Here is a 17,069-nt window from a genome sequence, read left to right as displayed (position 1 = left end):
CCCCCCCCCCTTTCCAAGTACAACCATTTGGAAACCAGTAGCACTTAAACGTACGACACACCAACTCGTGTTAAACGGATGACCGTATTGTGAAGTTGGGTCGGCTAAACCTGATACGGGCTAGCGGAGGGTATCGGGTGAGGCACTCCAGGGGAGTGGGCAGCAGGGATGCTGCCGTCTAGCCTACATGGACGTATTCACGGCGACCCAGGAGGGCCTTACCCGATGCCCTCCGCGGGTTCCCGGCACTGGATACAGCCCAGAAGAGCCAAACGGAGCCACAGTCACAGCCTCCTGGCACAATATCAGCCGCTTTGCTCCTCGAACAGTGCGTCTGTTTTGGCCGCGCAAATGAAGTCGTTGCGGTGGAGGCCGTTGATTTTGTGGGTCCACCAGGTGACCGTGGTTTTTCCCCACTCCGTCAGGATTTCGGGGTGGTGCCCTTCACTTTCGGCCAGTTCACCGACCAGATTGGTGAACGCCAGCGCCTGGCGGAAGTTTTTGAACGTGAACGTCCGTTGCAGTTGCATCACCTCGCCCTGGGTGACGGGGGTCCAATCCGGAATTTCGCGTATCAGTTCCGCCAGTTCATCGTCGCTGACTTTGGGCGCGCCTGCGCGGCACGCCTCGCAGTGTTGTTCGGACAGTGTCATTGTAAATCCTTATTCGGTTATTGATTGACGGCTTTCTTTTTCGGCGTAAAACGGGGTTCGAACAGCCCCAATTTCTTGGCTTCCCGGACCGCGCCCATGATGTCCATTTGCGCGATGTCGTACAGCTGATCGACACTTTCCAGGCAGTAGTAGATGGGCTGCATGATGTCGATACGGTACGGCGTACGCAGCACGGTCATCAAGTCGAACGGCTGGCGTTCGGGGACGTCGCTGTTGAAGGCGTACTCGGTCTCGCCCGGTGAAGAAAGGATGCCGCCGCCGTAAATCGAGCGTTGGTCGCCTTTCTGCAACAAGCCGAATTCGACGGTGAACCAGTAAAGTCGCGCCAGGAAGACCCGGTCTTCCTTGGAGGCGTCGAGCCCCAATTGGCCGTACAGCTGAGTAAATTCAGCGAACGCTCGATGCGTGAGCATGGGGGTATGGCCGAAGATTTCGTGGAAGATGTCCGGTTCCTGGAGGTAGTCGAGTTCTTCCCAGCTGCGGATGAAGGTGGCCACCGGAAACTGCTTGTTGGCCAGCAGGCGGAAAAATTCGGAAAAGTCGATCAGCGCCGGGACGGCGGCGGTTTTCCAGCCGGTGTATTCCATCAGGACAGCATCGACCTCTTCCAGCTGCGGCACCCGGTCCCGGGGCAGATCGAGCCGGTCCAGACCGACCATGTAGTCGTTGCAGGCTTTACCCTGGAGGGCGGGCAATTGCCGCTCGATCAGGGTGTTCCAGATTCGGTTTTCGTCGTCGGACCATTCAACCCGGCCGTTCGCATCGGGTTGATGCGCGACGTACTGGCTGTTCTTACCCATGACGGATCACCTCCAATTAATGATGTTGTTCTTGTAATCTTGGGATGCCTGTAGTTCTACATCCGGTTCAGTAAAAACAACAGTCGGGGGTGCTTTTTAAAAAGGGCTGAATTCGTCAAGGAAGATGAACGTTGCAACCGATTGAATAAGTTGGGGTTTTCAACCTGGAACAAACGTTGAATGCAGGGATGCGGGCGATGAAAAAAGCGCAACGAGCCCGAAATTCGCAAGGGAGTGAGCCCAGGCGAGCTCGTTGCGTACAAGGTTTGAAACCAGAGAGTCTGGGACTACCCCCGCACCCGCCTTACCACGGGCGGTGCGGCTCATGCCGGGTAATCTCCAAGGCGGGATTCTAGTGCGCGGCCCCGCTCACACAAGGGTGACGGGGCCGCCATGACGCATTGCTGAAAGAAGCCGCGCCAGAGCGGAAAAGTCGGAGACTTAAGGTCCCATCGGACAGGACCTTGGCTAGGCAACCTGACGTGACAGTGTCGGGGTCGGAAATTCCACCTGCGACCAGAGCGTATCCACCATCCGTTCGACGGGTTTGTGCGGATAGTTCCGCAACCAGTCGGCGATTTCCGCCGCGACATCCGGATAATTCACCCGTCTGCGTTCGCCGTGTTGCAGGAACTGCTCGATCTGCCCGGCGGTGACCGTCGGCATGACCCGCCCCAGGTCCAGCGCGGCCAAAGCACTGGCGTTCGACGCCTGTTCCATCTGCCCTTTCAGCGGCTTGACCAGAATGCGTTTGCCCATGGCCAGGGCTTCGCTGGCCAGCTCGAAGCCGGCGTTGCAGACGACCGAACCGCATTCGGTCAAGGACGCTTTGAATCCGTCCCGGCTAAACCCCCGCACCTGGACATTGCCATAGCGACCGGGTTCGATGTCGCCGCAATGCATGATGAACGGGTGCGCCGGCAACGTATTGAGCAGGGCAATGATGCGTTGGCTGCTTTCGAACGGCAGGTAGATTAAGGTTTTGTTCAAATCGCCGGGCACCGGTTCCGGCGTGGCGTCGATGATTGGCGGTAGAATATTGGCGTTGAAGTGATGCCAGTGTACGCCCAGCCCCAGGGTAACCGGTGCGAACCAGCGCATGATGGCTTCGGACACCACGGAAGTACCGGATTTGGGAATGTCATGAGCGAAAGCGTATTGATGGCCGATGCCGATGCAGGCGGCTCCCTGGCGACGGGCGGCCCAGGCCACCACGGGTTCGAAGTCGGTGACCACCAGGTCGTAATCGCTGACATTGAGGGTCCGGATGTCACGCCAGAGACCGCGCATCGAGGTATCGTTCATCGTTTTGCGCAAATCGACCCGGCCGTCCTGTACCTGAAAGGTCAGGCCTCGATAGACGCGGAAGTCACCGAAGGCGTCCATGTCGAAGAATCGATCCGGCTCGCGACCGGAAAACACCCAGTCGACCTCGATACCGGCCTTGGCCAGTGCCCCGGCCATGACTCGGGCGCGGGTGATGTGTCCGTTCCCGGTCCCTTGAACGCCATAAAGCAGTTTCACAATGCAAAGCCTCCCAGTGCGAAGAAACCAACCAAGGTTCCGAGCGCGGCGCCGACCAGGGTATCGGTCGGGAAATGCACGCCCAGGAAGATGCGGGACAACGCCACCGCGACCGACCAACCCAACAGGAAGGGCAGCAACACAGGCAATTGGCTGGTGACCAGTACGGTGAAGAGGAAAGCCGCGGAGGTGTGTCCCGAGGGGAAACTGAATGTATCCGAGGGAATGATGAAACTGGTGAATTCGTCCAGGGCATCCTGAGGCCGGTTACGACGACAGGTATTCTTCATAACCCAGTAAATGGCGCGTTCGACACCGAATGCCAGGCTCGCGGTCTGGGCCAACGCCCAACCGGATTCGGGCTGGACCACGCCATAGAGCACGAAGAAAACCAGGTACAGCCACCCATCCGCCGTCCGGGATATCGCCCGGCCCAGTGCTGTGAGTTGCTCGCGCCGACGCCGGGCCATGCACCAGTTAAAGGTTTGGATGTCCAACTGTTGGATGAGTTGCAGCCATTTCATAACGAACCCTCTTCCGATAGGGCTCATTATTCAAATTGAGATGTCAGCAGGACGAAGATTTGATGAAATTTAGGTGACACCCATCGTGCGACCGGAGCAGAGGAATGTTCCGGGACCGGTCACGCACGGCGCCAGGTGCAACCCTGGCGTACTGAAGTGGGTTATTCGGGCAGTCCGGCGGGCTTGAAGATGGATGTTTCGAACGCAGTTTGTAATTGTTCGACACGTTGCCGCAAACCGGCCTTGGTGTAAGCTTTGGGCGGTACCGCTCCCCAAACGGGGTTCGGCCAGGCGGGATCGGTCTTCTTGCGCATAACATGGTGAATGTGCAGTTGCGGAACCACGTTGCCGAGCGCGGCGATGTTCATCTTGTCCCCGTCGAAGGTCTTCATCAAGCGTTCGGCGACGAAAGTGCTCTCCCAGATCAGTTGCTCCTGATCGTCTTCGTCCAGTTGATAGATCTCGCTGATATCGTCACGCTGTGGAACCAGTATCAGCCAGGGATAGTTGGCGTCTTTCATCAATAGAATGCGGTTCAGCATCAGGGCGCCGACTTCCACGCAATCGTTTTGCAGTCGATAATCCAGTTCAAACATGCAGTGGCCTTTTCTTATAGTTTGTTACTCTGGTAGACGTCTTGGGAGCCTCTAACAGGCGATCCTGGTTAAATATTGAACAACGGTTCAATTACAAAAAATTGTACCTCAACTGCTCCCCAACCGTATAACCGCTGACAGGCACATACCCGAGGATAGAGTTTCATGACCAAGGTTCAATGGCTGTCCCGCTGGCCGACCGGACAGGGCCACCAACGGAGCAACCCGTTTTGCCGCGATACCTTTCTGGGCGCTCTGGAGGAGACCGGCGTGTGCAGCGAGCGTTCCGGCTGGCAGCCGCATCACCTGTCGCTGACGGAAGAGCCCGAACCGCTCACCCTGCCCGTCTACCGGAAAACCCATTCCTGGGGCGAATACGTATTCGACTGGGCCTGGGCGCACGCCTATCAGCAACACCATCTGGCCTACTACCCCAAATTGGTCTGCGCCATCCCCTACACGCCCTCGATCGGCCCCCGTTCCATCCAACCGTTGACAGCCGACCAGGTTGGCCAAGCGACCGAGGCTTTTGAACGGGAAGCAAGCGAACACGGGTTCAGCGGTTGCCACCTGCTGTTCCCGGACGATGCCACCGCCGGGCTCTGGCAACAGACCGGCTGGATGGAACGCCGAGACCTCCAGTTTCACTGGCACAACCCCGGCTACCGAGACTTCGACGACTTCCTGGACCGGTTCAGCTCGCGCAAACGCAAGAACGTCCGCAAGGAACGTCGTTCGATCGCCGACCAGGGGCTGCACCTGGAGTGCTTCGAGGGCCGCGATATCGATCCGGACCGGCTGAAACAATTCTATGTATTCTACCACGCCACCTACATGAAGCGCGGTCGACACGGCTACCTGAACCTGGAATTTTTCCAGCGACTGCTCGCCGACCAGGCCGACACCCTGGTCCTGTTCCTGGCCTACCTGGGCGATGAAGCCGTCGCCGGCGCCTTGTGTTTTCGCGACTCGGACACACTCTATGGACGGTACTGGGGCAGCCTGGAGGAGTTTCACAACCTTCATTTCGAAACCTGTTACTACCAGGGCATCGACTACTGCATCCGGAACGGACTGACCCGATTCGACCCCGGCACCCAAGGCGAACACAAGGTCGCGCGCGGCTTCGAACCGCGCATCACCCGTTCCTATCACTGGCTGGCCCACCCGGAATTCAATCAGGCCGCGCGCCGCTTCTGCGAGGAAGAAGCCGAAATGGTCGAACACTACCGGCGGGAGATGACCGACGCCCTGCCCTTCAAACAGATGGATTAGGAGACAACCCTATGCGTTACCTGCACACCATGGTCCGCGTCGCCGACCTGGACGAATCCCTGCGGTTTTACTGTGATCTGCTCGGCCTGAAAGAAATGCGCCGCAAGGAAGTCCCCCAGGGCGGCTTCACCCTGGTCTTTCTGGCGACCGGGGAAGGCGAACCGGAAATCGAACTGACCTACAACTGGGACTCCAGCGAGGTCTACGACGGCGGTCGCAATTTCGGCCACCTGGCCTACGAAGTCGACGACATCTACGCCACCTGCCAGCACCTGCAGGACAACGGCGTCACCATCCTGCGCCCGCCGCGCGATGGCCACATGGCTTTCGTTCGCAGCCCGGACAACATCTCCATCGAACTGCTGCAGAAGGGCGAGTCCAAAGAACCGATCGAGCCGTGGAAGTCCATGGCCAACAAAGGGGAGTGGTAGGGTTTTGTGGCTGTGGTTCGCTTTGGCTGGGTCAGGTTGGTTGCCAGTGGTCCGCAGCCACTGGTGGGGGTAGCCCCTTTCGGGGTCGTCGTGAATACGTCCATGTAGACTAGGCGGCAGGATATGAATCCCATCCATGGGATTCACCCTTCGGGCTCGCTGCGCTCATGCTAAAACGCTCCTGGCGTTTTAGTCCCTGCTGCCGACTTCCCCGAAAGGGGCCACCTCCACCATCGGCCGCTTGCAGCGTTGCCACCTTTCTACAACCTACTCACCAACTTGGCGATTGTAGGGCAGAAGTGGTCCGACACATCGGGCGACAGCGTTATCTGCCACGAGGGCGTAGCCCTCTTCTCGGCCCAAATATTGAAATACAGCGGGCTTCGCCCGCCACGGCAGATAACGCTGTCGCTCTTCTGCCCTACATTAACGAAAACAATATGGAATGGCGGCTACAAAGCAAGCAAGGGGGGCCGGGGTTCCTATTCGGGGATGTCGACAGCCATGGCCGGTTTTTGCTCCATGCAAAACCGGCACTTCCGCCATCCATGGCGGTCGGATACTGTCGTCAAGCCTACATGGACGTATTTACGGCGCCCCCGAATAGGAACCCCGGCCCTCCTTGCGAACCACTGGTACCTTTGACCCCAGCCACAGTCCCGACCGCCCCACTACACCTGAGCCCCTATTCCCCCTACAATAACCCCCTTGTCCGTCCATTAACCAACAGGAACCTAAATGCGCGCAAGCAAGTATCTCATTGCCACTGTCAAGGAAACCCCGGCCGACGCCGTTGTCGTCAGCCACAAGCTGATGCTCCGGGCCGGCATGATCCGCAAGCTGGCATCCGGCCTCTACAGCTGGCTGCCAACCGGCCTCAAAGTCTTGCGCAAAGTCGAACGCATTGTCCGCGAGGAAATGGACCGCGCCGGTGCCCAGGAAGTGCTGATGCCCTGCGTCCAGCCCGCCGAATTGTGGCAGGAAAGCGGCCGTTGGGATGAAATGGGCGCATTGATGATGCACATGAAAGACCGCCATGAGCGCGATTTCGTCTTCGGCCCGACGCATGAGGAAGTCATCACCGACATCGCCCGCAACGAACTGACCAGCTACAAGCAATTGCCGGCGACCTTTTATCAGATCCAGACCAAATTCCGCGACGAATTCCGCCCGCGCTTCGGTGTGATGCGTGCGCGCGAATTCACCATGAAGGATGCCTATTCCTTCCACATTACCCAGGATTCGCTGCAGGGCGAGTACGAAAACATGTACCAGGCCTATTGCCGGATTTTCGATCGCCTGGGGCTGGACTATCGCCCCGTACTGGCCGATACCGGCGCCATGGGCGGCAAGGCGTCGCACGAGTTCCAGGTTCTGGCCGAATCCGGCGAGGATTACATCGCCTTCTCGGACAGCAGCGACTACGCGGCCAACATCGAAATGGCGGAAGCCGTCATGCCCGCGACCCAGCGCGGCGAGCCGACCGAGGCATTGCGTCTGGTGGACACACCGAACGCCCGCACCATCGCCGATCTGGTCAACGATTATGACCTGCCGATCGAGAAGACGATCAAAACCCTGGTGGTCGAAGCCGAAGAGGACGTCGAAGCCGGCCTGATCGCGCTGATCGTGCGCGGTGACCACGAATTGAACGAAGTGAAGGCGGAGAAACTGCCGCAGGTGAAGGCGCCGCTGACCATGGCCACCGAGGAACAGATTCGCGCGGCCATCGGCGCCGGCCCCGGTTCGCTCGGCCCGGTGAAGATGCCGATCCCGATGATCGTGGACCGGGCGGTCAGCGTGATGTCCGATTTCGGCGGTGGCGCCAATGTCGACGACAAGCACTATTTCGGCATCAACTGGGAGCGCGATGTCGCCTTGCCGGAAGTGGCGGACTTGCGCAGCGTTCAGGCGGGCGAACCCAGCCCGGACGGCCAGGGCACGCTGCAAATCAAGAAAGGCATCGAAGTCGGCCATATTTTTCAGCTGGGTAACAAGTACGCCAAAGCCCTGAACGCCACTGTGCTCGATGAGAACGGCAAAGGCCAGACGATGATCATGGGCTGCTACGGCATCGGCGTCAGCCGCATCGTGGCCGCCGCAATCGAGCAGAATCACGACGACAACGGCATCATCTGGCCGGACGCCATCGCCCCCTTCCACGTCGGCATCGTACCGCTGAACGCGCACAAGTCGCCGGAAGTAATGGAAGTGGCGGAGAAGCTCTACGCCGATCTGCAGGCGGCCGGACTCGAGGTCCTGCTCGATGACCGCGACAAGAAGACCAGCCCGGGTGTGAAGTTCGCCGACATGGAATTGCTCGGCATTCCGCACCGGATCGTGGTCAGCGATCGCGGTCTGGCGGACGGCCAACTGGAATACAAGGCTCGTGGTGCGGAAGACAAAGAACCCCTGCCGCTGGCCGAGGCGGTCGACTTCATTCGAAATCGAGTGAAGGTCCAGTAGTCATTACTGGTATTGGGATGTCTCGTGCCTCCGCTCTTGGTGGCCGGGTCAGGTTTGTGGCTTTGGCCAGTACCAGGGGTGGGGGTAGGCTCCCTCGGGGTCGCCGTAAATACGTCCCTGTAGGCTAGACGGCGGCATCCATGCCGCCCACTACCCCGATGGAGCCTACCCCCACACCCGACACGGACCATAGCCACAAAACCCGACCCAGCCACCAAAGACCGTGGCACCACACCATCCAGAACTCCCAATTTTACACTAGCCCATCCAAGGTCTAAGCTCAGAGTAAGCCAACAAGGCTTGCGAACCGACGAAGGAGACCGGTTATGAAACAGGAACCCTTGACTGTCGCCGACTGCATGACACCCGCCCGGGTGACGATTCCCGTAACCGCCACCGTCACCGAAGCCGTCCAGATTCTGCTCAAGCATAAACTGCTCGGCAGCCCAGTCGTCGACGAGCGCCACCATCTGGTGGGGTATGTATCCGAACAGGATTGCCTCAAGCATATGCTGGCGGACAGTTACTACCGTGAGGATTCGGCTCAGGTCTCCGATGTCATGCGTAAGGACGTTCTTACCGTCAATGGCGATCTCAGCATCATCGACCTGGCCCAGACCATGACCGGCGAGAAACCCAAGAAGTACCCGGTGGTCGAACACCGTCGACTGATCGGCGAAATCACCCGAACGGATGTTCTCAAGGCCCTGATGAGCCTGCGCAGCTGGCATCAGAAGACGGCCTGAACGGCGCGTTCCACCCTTCCTTTACCCGGGTCGGCGCCGTTCGCAAGCGGCCCGGCCTTACAGCTCTGGGCCGTTGCGCTCGAATTCGGTCGCTAATCCGTTAGAATAGCCGCGTCATTTTTCCAAGTGCCCGAGTTCATGATCCCACGTCTTGCTGAAGTCACGCCGGTCCAGCGCCACTATCTGGCCTTCATCGATGCGCTGAACGCCGCCGGTTTTGAAGGCGAACTGAATCCTGACTACGCCAACCGCACCGTTCTGGCGACCGATAATTCGATTTATCAGGTTCTGCCGCAAGCCGTCATCTATCCGCGACACGCCGCCGATCTGCAACGTCTGACGCGTCTGACCGCTCAATCGGACTGGCAGGACATCGTCATCAGTCCGCGCGGCGGGGGCACGGGCACCAACGGCCAGTCGCTGACCGACGGCATTGTGGTCGACCTGTCCCGGCATATGAACCGGATACTGGAGATCAACGCCGAGGAAGGCTGGGCGCGGGTCGAAGGCGGTGTGGTCAAGGACCAGTTGAACGCGGCGTTGAAACCGCACGGTCTGTTCTTCGCGCCGGAGTTGTCCACCAGCAATCGCGCCACCATCGGCGGCATGATCAACACCGATGCCAGCGGCCAGGGCTCGGTCCTGTACGGTAAAACGCGTGATCATGTGCTGGAACTGAACACCGTCCTGCTCGACGGTGAGCTGCTGAGCTCCGGCCCGGTGTCGGATGTCGATCTGGATCACCTGAAGCGGTCGCCGGGCCTCACCGGTGCCATCCACCGCACTGTCGACGACATTTACGAGCGTCGGCGCGAAGACATCGAGGCACGCTTCCCACCGTTGAATCGCTGCCTGACCGGTTACGACCTGGCGCACATTCGCGACGATGACGGCCGCTTCAACCTGAACAACATCCTCTGCGGGTCTGAAGGCACGCTGGGCTTTATTGCGGAAGCCAAGCTCAACGTCCTGCGCATCCCGAAAACATCGGCACTGGTCAATGTCCGTTACGACTCCTTCGAGACCTCGCTGCGCGACGCCCAGACCCTGATGGAGGCCGAACCCACCTCGATCGAGACCGTCGACAGCCGGGTGCTTGGCCTGGCCAAGGGCGATATTGTCTGGAATTCCGTTTCCGAATACTTTCCGACCGCCGAGGGCGAGGTGGTTGAAGGCATCAATCTGGTCGAATACACGGCGGACACCGAGGAAGACCTGCGGGCCGGAGTAAAACGTCTGACCGACCGGCTCGACGCGGTGGCCGGCCAACCCGGCAAGTGCAACGGCTATTCGGTGGCCTGGGGTGACCGGGCCGTCAAACAGATCTGGGGCATGCGCAAAAAGGCCGTCGGTTTGCTCGGTAACGCCCAGGACGAAGCGCGACCGGTGCCGTTTGTGGAAGATACCGCCGTGCCACCGGAAAACCTGGCCGATTTCATCATGGATTTCCGCGCTGTGCTGGACCGCGAAGGCCTGACCTACGGCATGTTCGGCCACGTCGACGCCGGTGTGCTGCACGTGCGCCCGGCGCTGGACATGAAAGACCCGGAACAGATTCGAACCGTGCGCCGCGTGACCGACGAAGTGGTCAAGCTGACGCAACATTACGGCGGGTTGCTCTGGGGTGAACACGGCAAGGGTGTGCGTTCCGAATTCGCGCCCGAGTTCTTTGGTGACCTGTACCCGGAACTGCAGGCCATCAAGAAAGCCTTCGACCCGCACAACCAGTTGAACCCCGGCAAGATCGCGACCACCGAGCCATCCATACCGTTGCTGGCCATCGACGCCGTCAAAACACGCGGCGACTACGATCGCACCATCCCGGTCGACAGTTGGCAGCACCAGTCCGAAGGTATGTACTGCAACGGCAATGGCGCCTGCTTCAACTACGACCCTTTCGACGCCATGTGCCCATCCTGGAAAGGCACGCGCGAACGCAAGCATTCCCCCAAGGGGCGCGCCTCGCTGATGCGCGAATGGATCCGCGTGCTCGGCGAACAGGGCCACGACACCCGGACACTGGCGCAGGCCGAACAGCGTCGTGTTCCGGTGCTGCACTGGTTTCCCCGCGCCTGGAACACCTGGCGTCGCGAACGCGGCCAATACGACTTCAGCAACGAAGTCTACGAATCGATGGCCGGTTGCCTGGCCTGTAAATCGTGCAGCGGCTCCTGCCCGATCAAGGTCGACGTGCCCGAGTTCAGAGCCAAATTCCTGCACCTCTACTACGGCCGCTACCTGCGCCCGCTGAAGGACTACTTCATCGGCCTGCTGGAATTCATCATTCCGGTCCTGGCGCGCCGCCCGTTCAAATGGGTCTACAACGCCCTGCTCGGCTTCAAACCCATCGAGGCATTCCTGCGCCGCATCGCCGGTATGGTCGACAGCCCGCGCATCCATCGCCGGCAATTGTCCGCCATCATGCGCCAGCGAAACATCGAATGGGCCGACGCCAACATGCTGCAAGGGTTGAGAGAAGCCGAACGCAAACGGTCCGTCGTCATCGTCCAGGATGCCTTCACCAGCTTCTTCGATACCGATACGGTGGGCGACATCCTCGCTTGCCTGCAAGAGCTCGGTTTCCGCGTCTGGGTCATGCCCTACCGCGCCAACGGCAAGCCATTGCACGTGCACGGTTTCCTGAAGTCCTTCACCTGGGTCGCCCGTCGTCGCCAGAAAGACTTCGCCGCCCTGGCCGCCAGCGGCATTCACCTGGTCGGCATCGACCCGTCGATGACGCTCGCCTATCGGGGCGAATACAAAAAACACCTGGACGGCGACGTCGCACCGGTGCTGTTGCTGCAGGAATTCCTGGCGCTGCACAAAGACCGCCTGGCTGACCATAAAACCGCCCTCGCCGGCGGCGACGTTCGCCTGCTCGGTCATTGCACCGAAAAAACCAACGCCGCCGCCAGCATGAAGGACTGGGAAACCATATTCGAAGCCCTCGGCCTGTCGTTGACCCAGGAAGCGGTCGGCTGCTGCGGCATGGCCGGCACCTACGGTCACGAGACTCGCAACGTCCAAACCTCGGCCACGATCTACGATCTGTCCTGGCGCGAGAAGATCGACACCCTGCCGGTCGAACAACTGGTCGCCACCGGTTACTCCTGCCGCAGCCAGGTCAAACGGATGCAGGGCGTCGAACTGAAACACCCGTTGCAGTATGTGCTCGAGCGAATCAAACCGGCCTAACCCTTGTGGTTCGGGCTTCCTTTAGTGCCTCGGCCATGGGTGGCTGGTTAGGGTTTTTTGCCAGTGGTCCGTGCCGGGTGTGGGGGTGAGCCCCCTCGGGGTCGCCGTAAACCCATCCATGGGGGCTTGACCTCGGCATCCATGCCTCGCACATCCCCGATGGAGCCCACCCCCACGCCCGGCACTTGTCACCGAGTCACGTTCACCATCCAATCCCTCCAGAATTAGTCGTCACTCGTTCATAGGTTGGAAGAGCACTTCGGCTCCAGCCCCAACTTCGACGGTTTGAAGTGCGACATTCGCAATACAGATTTTACCTAAGCGAATTATGCTTTTAGGGCTTGATCATGTCGGATTTCGATCCTGCGGATCTAATCCGACCAACACACTCATCCTACCCACGCAGTGTGCGTTGGAAGGTTGGTGGATTGAACCTCGAAAGTGAGTGCCTGGGGTGGGGGTAGGCCTCATCGGGGAAGTGGGCGGCATGGATGCCGCCGTCTAGCCTACATGGATGTATTCACGGCGGCCCCGAGGGGGCCTACCCCCACCTCAGGGCACGGACCACTGGCACAAGACCCTACCCAGCCACCAAAGGCCGTGGCACCGTAAAAACTCAATGGCACATCAGCCAGCCGAACAGGACTGAAACCCAACATTGCCGAATCATCAATAGAAATTGTTGATCCTGTGCATAAAATGCATTATTCGAAGGTTTGACGCATACTATCGCTACCAATCCGTAAAGCCCGATCAACGATTTTAGGTAACCGAATGATATCCTGGACGCCCGACTCCTGGCGAAGCAAAACCCTCCGTCAGATGCCCGCCTATCCCAATGCCGATGCCCTGGCCGCCGTCGAAGCCGAATTGCAACGCCAGCCCCCCCTGGTATTTGCCGGAGAGGCCCGTGAACTGAAACAGCAACTGGCCAAGGTCGCCGCGGGCGACGCCTTCTTGCTGCAGGGCGGTGACTGTGCGGAGAGTTTCAAAGAGTTTCATACCAACCACATTCGCGACACCTTCATGGTGCTGCTGCAAATGGCAGTTGTCCTGACGTTTGGCGGCCAGAGCCCGGTGGTCAAAATCGGCCGCATGGCCGGTCAGTTCGCCAAGCCCCGTTCGGCCGACACCGAGACTGTCGACGGCGTCGAGTTGCCGTCCTACCGTGGCGACATCATCAACGGCATCGACTTCACCGAAGCGTCCCGAGTGCCGGATCCCGAGCGCATGCTCAAGGCCTACCACCAGTCCTCGTCCACGTTGAACCTGTTGCGCGCCTTCGCCCAGGGCGGCCTGGCGGACCTGCACAAAGTTCATCAGTGGAACCTGGGCTTCATTGAAAAGAGTCCCCAGGGCGAGCGCTACCAGCACCTGGCGGACCTGATCGACGAGACACTGGCCTTCATGAGCGCCTGCGGTATCTCGCCGGACAACACACCGCAGATCCGCGAAACCCAGTTCTTCACCTCGCACGAAGCCCTGTTGCTGCCGTACGAGCAAGCCCTGACCCGCCAGGACAGCATCACCGGCGACTGGTACGACTGCTCCGCGCACCTGGTGTGGATCGGCGATCGCACCCGCCAGCTCGACAGCGCGCATGTGGAATTCTGTCGCGGCATTCACAACCCCATCGGTTTGAAAGTCGGCCCGACAACGGACCCGGACGAATTGATCAAACTGATCGACATCCTGAACCCGAACAACGAAGCCGGCCGCCTGAACCTGATCGTACGCATGGGCGCCGACAAAATCGCCGACCACTTCCCCGCCCTGCTGCGCCGGGTACGGGACGAAGGCCGGACCGTGGTCTGGAGTTCCGACCCCATGCACGGCAACACCATCAAGACCGGCAATGGCTACAAGACCCGGGCGGTGGATTCCGTACTCTCCGAAGTACAAGACTTCTTCCGGATCCACAGCGCCGAAGGCACCCATGCCGGCGGTGTGCATTTCGAAATGACCGGTCGCAACGTCACCGAATGCATCGGCGGCGCCTTCCAGATCACCGAACACGACCTGGCCGAACGCTACCACAGCCACTGCGACCCACGTCTGAACGCGGACCAGGCTTTGGAACTGTCTTTCCTGATCGCGGATGCGGTCAAGAAAGCACGCAAAGGCTAACACCCGATCCAATAAAAAACCCCTAAATAGCAAAGCTCTTTAGGGGTTTGTGTTTTTATGGAATGTATTCGATACGGGGAAGCAATCAAAGGCTAGCACTGGCTGCCGGGTTTTCCTGTTCGGGGATGTGGGCCGCCAGGACGGCGGCCGTCAAGCCCCCATGGATGGGTTGAGTGGGCGGCACCCCGCGCGACCCCGAACAGGAATACCCGGCAGCCAGTGCGGGTTAAGCCATCGATAGCAGCCAGGCTTGGCCTAAACCACCCGAATATGCCAGGGCTCGTACCGCACCCCGAAATCGTTATCCGTGGTGTAGCGAATCTGCACGAACCCCAGATCCTGAAGGCGCTTGAATACGTCGGTCTCGGCGAATTCCGAGGTGAAATTGCTGAGCCCTCCACCGACCCGGCCGACGTCGAAATCCCCGATGGCGTGGTAGGAGTGCCCCGGCGGCGCAAGCGACCGGGACGCCCGCGACAGATTGCCTTCGGCCTGAACCACCTTGGCCATGAACAAATGGTATTGCTTCACGATCCCACGGATGCCGCTGGTCAGCACCAGCGAATCGCCGACCTTGTTGCGGACCGTATCGTAGAAAGCCTGGGAATGCCCCTTGAACAGATAATGGCCGGTCCCCGGGATTTTCTCGATGTCTGCATCCTTGACCACATGCGTCAATTGCTTCACCACACGGTCGCCGAAGAAGCCGAGCCGGGACACGTCGTCGTAAAACAGCTTTTCCATGTAGTCGAGTTCGGCTTGGGGAAAATCGCCGATCCGGGATTGATAACGGGCATAACGCAACATGCTGTCGAACGACAATACGTTGAAGTTGCCGTGACCGACATAGGCCTGAACCCGATTCAAACGCTCCAGAATGGACACCAGGGTCTGGTATTCATCGCCGGTGATGAACACGTCATCGGAAAAATCGTATTCGAAGTGCTGAACTTTCTGGCGGACTTTTTCCTTGTGATCCTCCGCCTCCGCGACGTACTCGGGGGCATCCACGGTCACGGCGCTTTCATCCAGCACCTGGGGCTCCGAGCGGGCGACGATCTTGGCCGCGGTGTCTTCCGCTTCGGACCGGGGTTGACCCGCATTGTCGGCCAGCGGGGTCGTTTCAGAGGTCGCTTGGGGCTTGGTGCGCGCCACTTTGACCGGATCCGGCTGTGTCACCTTCGGTTCCGGCTGGATGCCGATCGGCTGATCGGGAGTATCGGTAGCCGGGCCGGCAACCTGCATCGATTCGGCCGGACGGGCATATGTTTTCGTCGACGGACCTGTCGCCACTTCCGAAGCGGGGACGCGGTGTCGAACCATGGCTTCATCCATGGGAGGAGCATTCTTGAGGGCTTTTTCCGCGGCTTTACGTGCCTGATCCGCCTGAATCCGTGTCCACTCGGGTCCGGATCGACGCGCCATGTCGAGCGTGGCATAACCCGCGCCGATCGCGACCGCCGAAACGGACAGCGCTTGGTACAGGAACTGTCTTCGATTCACAAAAGTACTCCAACCCACGGACTTGTATGAATGCATGGTCTTGAACAGGCTGCGGTCAGCCTCTGTGTCCCGACCCGGTCCGTTTGACCCAGGGAAAAATATAACCAATTTGAGACACAGGCCAGACAAACACTGTCGACCACCTCTCAAACCGTCAGTATTGTATGTCTTTCAATCAGTTGCAACGCGTGGCGTGCTATTGAGCTCATATATCGGCGCTATGTGGATTCACTGAAGCGAAATCGCCAAAATCCCGTCACCACTGCCAGCTCAATCGGACCCCGTGCAACAAAACTCCGCCGGCGTCGGTCCAGATATAAAGCAGGTCGGAACCCAATTGCCAATTGTCTCGAAACTGCCAAGTCACACCCGCGGACGGGATCAGACCCGGGGTAAACGGACCGACGCTCAACGACAGACGACTGCCATACCCGTAGGCCACACCGGGACTCAGCCTCAGCGCATAGCGCCAGTCGTCGTGGTCCGCCAGAAACGGCCGTTCCCTTTGCCAGAGCGCATAGCCCAGCGCCCAGGAGGGCTCATGGAAGGAATTCTGGAAATAGGCGAAAAACCAGCGATTGTATTGCGCACCGATGAGCTGATTATGCTCGTTGACCGGCTCCTGGGGGTTCAGGTGCACGGTATTGACTCCGATCCAGGGTCCGACCGATCCGGCCCAGGCGGTGTTGAGAGTCAGCAGCAACAAGGCCAGGGCGCGCATGTCTCTACTCCTGGTGAGCGGTCAGTTTCGCCTGGATAAAGTGGCTGTGATGCAGATGGAGCAAATCGTTGATACGGCGAATCAGGTGTTCTTCATGTTTGTCCACTTCACCATCGGCCAGGGCGGTACGCCACAGGTCGGTGATCAGTTCCACTTTTTGCTCGACACTGTAGTCGTCGTTGATGACCTTGGTGAACTGAAACATGTCGTGGGTTTCACGCTGGCGCTTTTTGGCGGCCTCGACGAGGGCTCGAATGCTATCCTCCCCCTCTCCGGATTCGGCCCGGTGCTTGAGCCGCTCAATGATCAGGGCTTCTTCACGGTCGTCCAGATCGTGGTCGGCCATCATGATTTCCACCATCAGGGCGGTGGCCGCTTCGCCACTGGTCAAACCGGGTGCGGTATCATCCGGTGTTTCAAACCAGGCCTTGATTTTCGCTAACATGGGCGTGTCTCCCCTGAACCTACCAAATCTCTGGAGTGTACC

At 59.4% G+C, this 17,069-nt stretch carries 14 protein-coding genes; 6 read left to right on the top strand and 8 right to left on the bottom strand.

What is annotated here, in order from left to right; genetic code table 11:
* Positions 1–305 precede the first annotated feature (305 nt).
* The 5 genes from IE111_RS17590 to IE111_RS17570 all read right to left on the bottom strand — a co-directional run bounded on the left by IE111_RS17590 (position 306) and on the right by IE111_RS17570 (position 4,118).
* Positions 306–653, bottom strand: a complete 348-nt coding sequence (locus IE111_RS17590) for a 4a-hydroxytetrahydrobiopterin dehydratase (RefSeq protein ID WP_189611164.1) — start codon at positions 651–653, stop codon at positions 306–308.
* Between the two features lie 17 nt (positions 654–670).
* The gene (phhA, locus tag IE111_RS17585) at positions 671–1,474 is read right to left on the bottom strand and encodes a phenylalanine 4-monooxygenase (RefSeq protein WP_189611163.1); all 804 of its coding nucleotides are present in this window, start codon (positions 1,472–1,474) and stop codon (positions 671–673) included.
* 468 nt (positions 1,475–1,942) lie between these two features.
* Entirely contained in the window at positions 1,943–2,998 is a 1,056-nt protein-coding gene (locus IE111_RS17580; RefSeq protein ID WP_189611161.1) for an MJ1255/VC2487 family glycosyltransferase, read from the bottom strand.
* Positions 2,995–3,522 carry a phosphatase PAP2 family protein gene (locus IE111_RS17575; protein ID WP_189611159.1) on the bottom strand — a complete coding sequence of 176 codons (528 nt, stop codon included), beginning with the start codon at positions 3,520–3,522 and terminating at the stop codon, positions 2,995–2,997. The genes IE111_RS17580 and IE111_RS17575 overlap by 4 nt, the downstream gene beginning before the upstream one ends.
* 161 nt (positions 3,523–3,683) lie before the next feature.
* Positions 3,684–4,118 (bottom strand): HIT domain-containing protein, encoded by a 435-nt coding sequence (locus tag IE111_RS17570; RefSeq protein ID WP_189611157.1) that lies wholly within the window; start codon positions 4,116–4,118, stop codon positions 3,684–3,686.
* Between the two features lie 165 nt (positions 4,119–4,283).
* Here IE111_RS17570 and IE111_RS17565 point away from each other — a divergent pair, with 165 nt between their 5' ends.
* From IE111_RS17565 to IE111_RS17540, 6 genes are all read left to right on the top strand, one after another.
* Positions 4,284–5,393: a GNAT family N-acetyltransferase gene (locus IE111_RS17565; protein ID WP_189611155.1), complete on the top strand. Its 1,110-nt coding sequence runs from the start codon at positions 4,284–4,286 to the stop codon at positions 5,391–5,393.
* A gap of 11 nt (positions 5,394–5,404) precedes the next feature.
* The gene (locus IE111_RS17560; protein ID WP_189611154.1) at positions 5,405–5,824 is read left to right on the top strand and encodes a VOC family protein; all 420 of its coding nucleotides are present in this window, start codon (positions 5,405–5,407) and stop codon (positions 5,822–5,824) included.
* Between the two features lie 738 nt (positions 5,825–6,562).
* A complete protein-coding gene (locus IE111_RS17555) occupies positions 6,563–8,290 on the top strand; it encodes a proline--tRNA ligase (RefSeq protein ID WP_189611152.1) in 1,728 nt (575 codons plus the stop codon).
* Positions 8,291–8,616: 326 nt separating this feature from the next.
* Positions 8,617–9,036 (top strand): CBS domain-containing protein, encoded by a 420-nt coding sequence (locus IE111_RS17550; protein ID WP_189611150.1) that lies wholly within the window; start codon positions 8,617–8,619, stop codon positions 9,034–9,036.
* Positions 9,037–9,174: 138 nt separating this feature from the next.
* Positions 9,175–12,231 carry a D-2-hydroxyglutarate dehydrogenase YdiJ gene (ydiJ, locus tag IE111_RS17545; RefSeq protein ID WP_189611148.1) on the top strand — a complete coding sequence of 1,019 codons (3,057 nt, stop codon included), beginning with the start codon at positions 9,175–9,177 and terminating at the stop codon, positions 12,229–12,231.
* A 774-nt stretch (positions 12,232–13,005) separates the two neighbouring features.
* Positions 13,006–14,358, top strand: coding sequence for a class II 3-deoxy-7-phosphoheptulonate synthase (locus tag IE111_RS17540; RefSeq protein WP_189611147.1), 1,353 nt, complete (start codon positions 13,006–13,008; stop codon positions 14,356–14,358).
* Positions 14,359–14,613: 255 nt separating this feature from the next.
* On the opposite strand, the gene IE111_RS17535 is transcribed toward IE111_RS17540, so the two are convergent.
* The 3 genes from IE111_RS17535 to IE111_RS17525 all read right to left on the bottom strand — a co-directional run bounded on the left by IE111_RS17535 (position 14,614) and on the right by IE111_RS17525 (position 17,027).
* Positions 14,614–15,861 (bottom strand): M15 family metallopeptidase, encoded by a 1,248-nt coding sequence (locus tag IE111_RS17535; protein ID WP_189611145.1) that lies wholly within the window; start codon positions 15,859–15,861, stop codon positions 14,614–14,616.
* 256 nt (positions 15,862–16,117) lie between these two features.
* Positions 16,118–16,582 (bottom strand): hypothetical protein, encoded by a 465-nt coding sequence (locus IE111_RS17530; protein WP_189611143.1) that lies wholly within the window; start codon positions 16,580–16,582, stop codon positions 16,118–16,120.
* 4 nt (positions 16,583–16,586) lie between these two features.
* Positions 16,587–17,027: a tellurite resistance TerB family protein gene (locus tag IE111_RS17525; protein ID WP_189611141.1), complete on the bottom strand. Its 441-nt coding sequence runs from the start codon at positions 17,025–17,027 to the stop codon at positions 16,587–16,589.
* Between the last annotated feature and the right edge of the window lie 42 nt (positions 17,028–17,069).

The sequence above is a fragment of the Saccharospirillum salsuginis genome (assembly GCF_014651855.1).
In the GTDB taxonomy this organism is placed as follows: Bacteria; Pseudomonadota; Gammaproteobacteria; order Pseudomonadales; family Natronospirillaceae; genus Saccharospirillum; species Saccharospirillum salsuginis.
The sequence above is the reverse complement of the archived record's forward strand: the minus strand, read 5'-3'. Positions and strand labels throughout refer to the sequence as shown.